This is a genomic window from Streptomyces sp. NPDC086519 (assembly GCF_040686075.1).
GTDB lineage: Bacteria > Actinomycetota > Actinomycetes > Streptomycetales > Streptomycetaceae > Streptomyces > Streptomyces shenzhenensis.
This window is the reverse complement of the sequence record NZ_JBFBJL010000137.1, coordinates 1-6,495: the sequence shown is the minus strand read 5'-3', so window position 1 is coordinate 6,495 and position 6,495 is coordinate 1. Positions and strand designations below refer to the sequence as shown.

Below are 6,495 nucleotides of genomic sequence, written 5' to 3'. Positions count from 1 at the left end.
ACCATCGTCACCGTCTGCAAGGTCGTCGTCGCGGTCGTCGGGATCATCGCGTTGATCATCGGCGGGCCGATCCTCGGCGCGATCGTGCTGGTCGCGGCGCTCGTCGTCCTCGCGGACACCCTCTACAAATACTCAAAAGGCCAAGCGTCCCTGTGGGACGTGGCGTTCGCGGCCATGGACTGCATACCCGGCGGCAAGGGCATCACCAGCCTCGGAAAACTCGCCAAGGGCATGCGGGGACTTGGCAAACTGGGGCTCAAAGGCATGGCCGAGGCCGTGCGTGGGCTCGGAACTCGTGGCCTGACCAGTCTGCGGTCCGGGATGACGGATCTGGTCGCCAGAGGCAAGGCACTCGCAGGGCGTTGCCCGGGCGGCGATCCGATCGACCTGGTGTCGGGCGAGATGCTCATGGTCGCTTCAGATGTGACGTTGCCGGGCATCCTGCCGCTCGAAGTCAAACGGACGCATTTGTCCACCTACAGCTTCGGCAGGTGGTTCGGCCCGTCCTGGGCATCGACGCTCGACGAACGACTGGAGGTGGACGACCAGGGGATCGCCTTCGCCTCGGACGACGGAATGCTGCTCGCCTACCCCCGTCCCATGCCTGGCGATCCCGTGTATCCGCTGGAAGGGCCCCGCTGGCCGTTGGAGTGGGACGGAAACCCCGGCGGCCCGATGACCATCACCGATCCGGAGACCGGGATCACCCGCGTGTTCCAGCCGGACGGTGCGCCGGGTGCCGACGGCAGGACAGTGTTCTCCCTGCACAGCCGGAGCGACCGCAACGGACATCGTCTCGACATCGAGTACTCGGCTGCCGGGGAGCCGGTGGCCCTGCACCACAGCGGGGGGTACCGCGTCGCGATCGAAACGGAGGCCGGGCGCATCGCAGCGCTGCGACTGGCGGAAGCGACCGGCTCGGACGACGCGACTCTGGTGCGCTACGCCTACCGCGACGGCGATCTGGTCCATGTGTACAACTCCTCCGGGCTGCCCTTCCGGTATGCCTATGACGACCGGGGGAGGATCACCAGGTGGGAAGACCGGTGCGGTTCCTGGTACGAGTTCGAGTACGACGAAGAGGACCGCTGCGTACGCGGCGCGGGTGCGGACGGTTTCCTCGACTGCCGGCTCACGTACGACCGTGAGGCGCGCCGGACCGTGTACTCCGACTCGTTCGGACACGCCACGGTGCACGAGTACAACGAGCGGCTGCAGCGTACGGCGGTCATCGACGCGCTCGGGAACATCACGCGATACGAATGGGATCGCTGGGACCGGCTCGTAGGGCATACCGACGCGCTGGGCAACAGCACGCGTTATGCCTACGACGCGGCCGGAAACCTGGTCAGCATCACGAGTGCCGACGGCACCACCGCTCGGGCCGAGTTCAATGAGCAGCGCCTTCCAGTGCTGACTGAGGCCGCCGACGGCTCCTGCTGGTCTTACACCTACGACGACCGTGGCAACCGCACGTCGGTCACCACTCCACTCGCGGAGACGACGCGGTTCGCGTATGACGGCAAGGGAGCGTTGACCGAGATCACCGATCCGGCCGGAGCGGTCACAAGGGTCGAGACCGATGCACGTGGGCTCCCCGTGAAGTCGGTCGATCCCCTCGGTGGCACCGTGCAGCACACCCGGGACGCCTTCGGCCGGGTCTGCCAGATCCGCGACGCTCTGGGCAACGTGACCTGCCTGACCTGGAACGTCGAGGGCAAGCCCCTGTCGCGGACCACTCCTGACGGCGCCAGGGAGGTCTGGGAGTGGGACGCCGAGGGGCGTCTCGTGCGCCACACGGATTCCGCCGGTTCCATCACTCGTTTCGGGTACACCCATTTCGATCTTCCTGCCTGGCGGTCCGACGCCGACGGCCGACAGCGGCATTTCCGCTACGACACGGAACTCAGACTGGTAGGCGTCACGAACGAGCAAGGCCTCACGTGGGAGTACCGATTCGGCACCACGGGGCTCCTGGAGTCGGAGACCGACTTCAACGGCCGCACCCTGATCTATTCGTACGATGCCGCCGGCCGACTCGCCCGGCGCACCAATGGAGCCGGGCAGGTCACGTCCTACGATCGTGACGCGGTGGGCAGAGTCGTCGGCAAGACCACCGCGGAGTCCTCGACGACGTTCTCCTACACGTCGAGCGGACAGGTGTACCGGGCCCGATGCGGCGATGTCGTCGTGGAGGCGGAGCGCGATCCGCTCGGACGGGTACTGAGCGAGACGACCAACGGCCGAACCATCAGCCACGCCTATGACCGACTGGGCCGCCGCACGGTGCGCAGGACGCCGTCCGGAGCGGAGAGCCGGTGGGAGTACTCGGAGCGGAGTCTGCCGTCGAGGCTTTCGAGCGCCGGCCACGAGATCGTCTTCCGGCACGACGAAGACGGCAAAGAGGTGGTCCGGGACTTCGGCGATTCCCTCCGCATGGAGCGTCACTGGGACGAATGCCGCCGCATGACGTCCCATGTGCTGCGGGCACCTGACGGCCACGGCCTCGGCGACGAGAGCCGGGTCGTCAGCCGTCGCGACTACATGTACGGAATCGGTGACCGACTGACCGAAACACGCGACCTCCACGGTGGCCGACAGCAGTTCCGGCACGACGAGCGCGGTCGCGTCGTGGCGGTCGACGGCGACTCCTGGCAAGAACGCTACGCGTACGACGCCGCGGGCAACCCGACGTCCTCGTCCTCGTCACCCGCGGGCCGAGCGGACGGGGAGAAGGCCCGGCACACGTATGCCGGGAACCAGGTTCGTCGAGCGGGCAGGAGGTCGTACTCGTACGACGGCCAGGGCCGGGTCACCCGACTGGTGCAGCGGACACTGTCCGGGGGCCGCCGGGCGTGGTCGTTCAGCTGGGACGCGGACGACCGGCTCACGGGCATGACCGGCCCCGACGGCCGTCGCTGGAGCTATGACTACGACCCGTTCGGACGCCGCACGGAGAAGCGGTGCCACGCCGAGGACGGGCAGGTCATCGAGCGGACCGCCTTCACCTGGGACGGCCAGCGCCTGGCCGAGCAGTCCCGCTGGAGCGACGCGGGCGAGCACACGGTCACGTGGGAGTACGAACCAGGTACGCACCGACCGATGGCACAGGCGGAGCGGACGCGGTCGCGCGAGCTGCCTCAGGAGGAAGTCGACGAGCGGTTCTTCGCCATCGTCACGGACGTCGTCGGCACGCCTGTCGAACTGATCGGTCTCGACGGCGCGGTGCGGTGGCGGGGCGGATCCGGTCTCTGGGGCGACGAACAGGCCTTCGACACGGCCGCGGCGGGCGGGCTGTCGTGCCCGCTCCGCTTCCCCGGGCAGTACGCGGACGACGAAAGCGGCCTGCACTACAACTTCCACCGCTACTACGACCCGCACAGTGTCCGCTTTCTGACCCCCGACCCGCTCGGGCTCCAGGCAGGGCCCGACCACTACGCCTACGTCTCCAATCCCCATCTCTGGGTGGATCCGCTCGGCCTGCAGCGGTGCCCGACGTTCGTGGGCATCCAGTGGATGACCGACAAAATGCTGCAACGCGTTTCATTCCGCTACCAACGGTTCGTCACGCACACGGACTACGAGCAGGTGTGGCGCCTCGGAGACGGTCGTGAGGTGCACGTGGACGGTGGTCCCACCGCGGACGGCTTCATCGTCGAGGCGAAGTGGACCGGTGGTGACCATCCGGGTGAGTGGGCGGCGTCTCAGTACAATCCTGCGCATCGTCACTACGACGAGGACCGGATCACCAGTCAGGCAGAGAAGCTCCTGGCGCTGAACGAAGGACTGGGCGGCAAGGGGGTGCGGTATGCCACTTCCTACCCGGAAGGAGCCGAGCACCTCCGGGATCTTTTCAGCAACAAGTTCCCAGACGAATTCGCCGATGGAAGGCTGAACGTCTTCCACGTGCCGGGAAACGGAATGGATTAAGGCGTGGACGAGGTCGTTGCAGTTCTGGAGCTCCTGGCCGACGACGAGAGCCTGACGGGTGAGGGGATCGGTGCCGTCCTGGAACGGCTGGGCTGGGGCGTGGCGCGCCAGGTGCCGGGTGCCGCGTTCGCCCGTGTCTGGCGCAAGAACGACCTCCTCGCGGGTATCGAGGGGGACGCCCCGCAGGTGCGCCTCGCTGTCACCCTGTGGGAGCGCGAGGTCGACGAGGAGGCGGGCTTCGACGCGCTGGAAGCGCTGTACGACGAGTCCGCGCAGGTGGTCGGACGGATCGCACATGAGGTGGAGACCGGTGTCCTTGCCGGGCGCCTCGTCCGACCGGACGGTGGCCGGACGCAGGGCATCGACTACATCGAGCAGCGGGCCTGGGGCCTGGGCCGCCGGTCGCTGCTCGTCGGTGCGGTCCAGGACGACACGGAACTCCCGGTGAGGGTCGACGCTGTCGTTTCATGAACCCGGGCGTGCGGTGAGTACCGGCGCGATGTCTGATGTGCCGCAGCGGAATCCGGCGGTCTACCGGCTCCTGCCGAGCCTGAGCGACTACGAGACGCTGCGTCTGGACGGTGCCGACCAGAGCAGGCTCATGCCGTGGCAGCGGAGCGGGGACGAAGCGGACCGGCCGACCGGGCTGCGTGCCGAATGGATGGACGACTCCGCGCCCAGGAGCGAGTTTCCCAGCGGCAGTCCCGGAGCGCCTGTGCTCAGCCGCCGTCTGGCCGGGGAGTTCGGGGACGAGCTGCTGTCGGCCGGGAGCCTGGTACCCGTCGAGATCCGCGACGGCAAGGGCGACGACTACGTCCTGTACCTCGTCGACCAGGTGGTCGACTGCCTCGATCTTCGCAGGTCGTCCAAGCCGAAGCGGAACGGCGAGATCAAGAAGCCCGTGTACCGTCCCGAGGCACTGCCGACCCTGCTGCCCGCCTTCCGGCTGCCCCAGTTCCCTCGCGCCGTCCAGTGGAACGGCTGGGCCACCACCTGGCGGCGCGACGGTGCCGGCGCATGGGTCCAGGGGGACGCGCCTGTGGAGGTGCAGTTCACTCTCTGGTCCCGCAACGTCGAAGACGAGCGGCCGCGTGCCGACACCTACATCGAAGAGCTGAACGACGCGGCAACGGCAGAACTCCCGACGGTCGTCTCGCAGCTGACATCCGGAGTCCTCGGGTCGCGGCTCCAGGAGTCCGACCGGGATCGGGCAGGGGGCGAGGACTTCGTCGACCACCGGTCCTGGACCACCGCGGACAAGGTCGTCCTGGCCGGGGTCAAACACGATGGCACCGACGCGCCCGTCCAGCTCGTCGTCGTACTGCGCGAGGACGCTGCGGCCCCAGACGACGCAGACGACGGGGACGACGACTGGTGGTGACGCGTCCCGACGCCGCCGGCGTCCGCCGGACGGAATTCCTGATGGATCTCGACGAGGGCATGGTCGAGTACTTCCAGGACATCGCGAACGAGATGACCTCGCGCTTCGGTATTTCCCGGGCGGAAGCGGTGGCCAGGATCAACGAGCGATATCACGACGCGGAGATCTCCGCGTATCCCGATCTCATGTGCCACGAGTTCCCGGAGTACTGGTCGTACGGCCTGTACTACTACCCGAACGAGTCCGGGCGGCTGCCCACCGGCGACGAGGACGACGACGAGGGCTTCGACATGTCCGCCCTGCGTGTCCGCCCCGCGCCTCCGGCGGACTCCCCCTACTGGACCCTTGAGGCCTGACCGATGCTTCCTTGGGAGTTCACGCGGCTGCGCCGACGCCCAGGCCCGCCTCACGGCATTCACGACATTAGGCCCCTGGTGCGGGTGTGCGGATCGCGTGCTCGCAGTCCTCGCGGCTGTGCAGCGGGGGTACGCCTTCACCGCGGCGGGCACCGCGGCTCGCCGCAACGGCCGGCTGACCCCCGAACTGTTCGCGGCGCTCCGGTCCGAGGACCCGGGTGGCCCGGCTGAGGACGCCATCGACGACACGCTGACCTTCGTACCCTTCCGGGACCTATCGCCCTGATTCAGGCGCCGGTGGGTGTATGTGACGGTGCGCGGACGCGGTCGAAGAGGGCCGTCGTTCCCTGCGCGGCCGCCGCCACCGCTGAGCCGCCCTTCACCTCGAACGGCCGTTCCTAGTAAGTTCGCGTGTGCACAGGTTTGTTGACGGGGCGTTCGCGACGGGGGTTGCGGAATCATGGCGGGGTACCGACCGGCGGACTGGCATCCACTCGACCTCGACAAGGACCCCACCCCCGGTGACCCGCAGCGCGTGCGCACCCTCGCCTCCCAGTTGCACGCCTTCGCCGATGACGTCTCCGACGCCCTGCGCCTGGTCAAGGGGATGGCCGGTGAGGACACCCTCCTGCAGTGGGCGGGCAAGTCGGCCGAGGTGTTCAAGGAGCAGTTCAAGGACGTTCCGAAGAACCTGAAGAAGCTGAAGAAGTCGTACGAGATGTGCGGCGACGCCCTTGCGGACTACTGGCCGAAGCTGGAGCGGGCGCAGGCCCTCGCCGACAAGGCCCTGGCGAAGGCGAAGGAGGCCCAGTCGGACCTGTCCTCCGC

At 68.0% G+C, this 6,495-nt stretch carries 6 protein-coding genes; all 6 read left to right on the top strand.

The features are described from left to right. Positions 1–3,930: RHS repeat-associated core domain-containing protein (locus AB0P24_RS47445; protein ID WP_365805647.1), on the top strand; the 3,930-nt coding region annotated here is incomplete at its 5' end. 3 nt (positions 3,931–3,933) lie between these two features. Then, the gene (locus AB0P24_RS47440) at positions 3,934–4,401 is read left to right on the top strand and encodes a hypothetical protein (protein WP_365805645.1); all 468 of its coding nucleotides are present in this window, start codon (positions 3,934–3,936) and stop codon (positions 4,399–4,401) included. Between the two features lie 28 nt (positions 4,402–4,429). Continuing rightward, positions 4,430–5,311: a hypothetical protein gene (locus AB0P24_RS47435; protein WP_365805644.1), complete on the top strand. Its 882-nt coding sequence runs from the start codon at positions 4,430–4,432 to the stop codon at positions 5,309–5,311. Between the two features lie 41 nt (positions 5,312–5,352). Next, positions 5,353–5,667: a hypothetical protein gene (locus AB0P24_RS47430; protein ID WP_365805642.1), complete on the top strand. Its 315-nt coding sequence runs from the start codon at positions 5,353–5,355 to the stop codon at positions 5,665–5,667. Between the two features lie 97 nt (positions 5,668–5,764). Then, positions 5,765–5,953: a hypothetical protein gene (locus AB0P24_RS47425; RefSeq protein WP_365805640.1), complete on the top strand. Its 189-nt coding sequence runs from the start codon at positions 5,765–5,767 to the stop codon at positions 5,951–5,953. A gap of 174 nt (positions 5,954–6,127) precedes the next feature. After that, positions 6,128–6,495, top strand: a 368-nt coding sequence (locus AB0P24_RS47420; RefSeq protein WP_365805638.1) for a putative T7SS-secreted protein, incomplete at its 3' end; no start/stop codon positions are given.

Bases quoted from the DNA above. Each gene is read 5' to 3' on its own strand.
- AB0P24_RS47435 (WP_365805644.1), top strand. From the start codon at position 4,430: ATGTCTGATGTGCCGCAGCGGAATCCGGCGGTCTACCGGCTCCTGCCG.
- AB0P24_RS47430 (WP_365805642.1), top strand. From the start codon at position 5,353: ATGGATCTCGACGAGGGCATGGTCGAGTACTTCCAGGACATCGCGAAC.